Raw genomic sequence first — 1222 nt, forward strand, 5'->3', positions numbered from 1 at the left:
ACAGGTGTGCGAGGACATCGCGAACAGTTTTGCGCATTGTGCGCGAGGGGGTTCGGGATGCCATTCAAGGACAGAAGTGCGATGAAGCAGAAGTTGGAGTTCGTGAGGCTGGCCTCGGCGGAGGGGGCGAATGTGAGCGCGTTGTGTCGGCGCTTCGGCATCGGACGGACGTGCGGCCACAAGCTGCTTTTGCGCTACCGGAGCGAGGGCGAGGCAGGACTGGCCGAGCAGTCGCGGCGGCCGCGATCGAGCCCGGCGCAGTGCGCGCCGGAGGTGGAAGCGGCTGCGCTTTCGGTGCGTGCGGCGCATCCGGCTTGGGGTGGACGCAAGATCGCGCGCGTCATCGCCCGCGACGGCATCGGCACGCCCGCGGCCTCGACGGTGACCGGCATCCTGCGCCGCAACGGCATCGAGCTGGGCGCGCTGGGCGGCGGGGCCCAGCCCTTCATCCGCTTCGAGCACGAAGCTCCCAACGATCTGTGGCAGATGGACTTCAAGGGCCACGTCGCCTTGCGTGGCGGCCGGCTGCATCCGCTCACCGTGCTCGACGACCATTCGCGCTTCTCGATCGCGCTGTCGGCCTGCGCCGATCAGACCACCGCAACCGTGAAGGCCCGGCTGATCGCCGCCTTCCGCCGCTACGGCCTGCCGTGGCGTATCGCCACCGACAACGGCCCGCCGTGGGGCGACGGCGGCCGCAACAATTTCACGCTGCTCACCGTCTGGCTGATCGAGGCCGGCGTCGCCGTCAGCCATTCCAGGCCTTGCCACCCGCAGACGCTCGGCAAGGACGAGCGCTTCCATCGCTCGCTCAAAGCCGAAGCGCTGCAGGGACCGCCCTTTGCCGATCTCCCCAAGGCCCAGGACGCCTTCGATCGCTGGCGTCACGTCTACAACACCGAGCGTCCGCACGACGCGCTTGGCGGCGCCGTGCCGCTCGACCGCTACCGCGTCTCGCAGCGCCAGTATCGCGAAACCGTCGTCGAGCCGTTCGACTATGCCAAGGACGATCTCATCCGCCGCGTTCAGCAGCATGGCTTCGTCTCCATTCTCGGCCACAGCGTGCGCCTGTGCAGGGCCTTCGCCGGAAAGTCCGTCGCCTTTCGCCCAACCGCTGCCGACGGCGTCTTCGACGCCTGGTTCAGACATCAGAAAATAGAGACCATCGACCTCAATGCCCTTGCTCAATAGGATGGCAAAACTGTTCGCGATGTCCTCGCAC

1 protein-coding gene is annotated in these 1222 nt (G+C 67.1%); it reads left to right on the plus strand.

Annotation, left to right across the window (positions count from 1 at the left end):
• The first annotated feature begins 57 nt into the window (after nucleotides 1–57).
• Entirely contained in the window at nucleotides 58–1191 is a 1134-nt protein-coding gene (locus tag AC0L2V_RS32160; RefSeq protein ID WP_473522184.1) for an IS481 family transposase, read from the plus strand.
• Nucleotides 1192–1222: the final 31 nt, after the last annotated feature.

This window comes from Mesorhizobium sp. WSM4814 (assembly GCF_055811595.1).

Bases quoted from the DNA above. Each gene is read 5' to 3' on its own strand.
- AC0L2V_RS32160 (WP_473522184.1), top strand. From the start codon at position 58: ATGCCATTCAAGGACAGAAGTGCGATGAAGCAGAAGTTGGAGTTCGTG.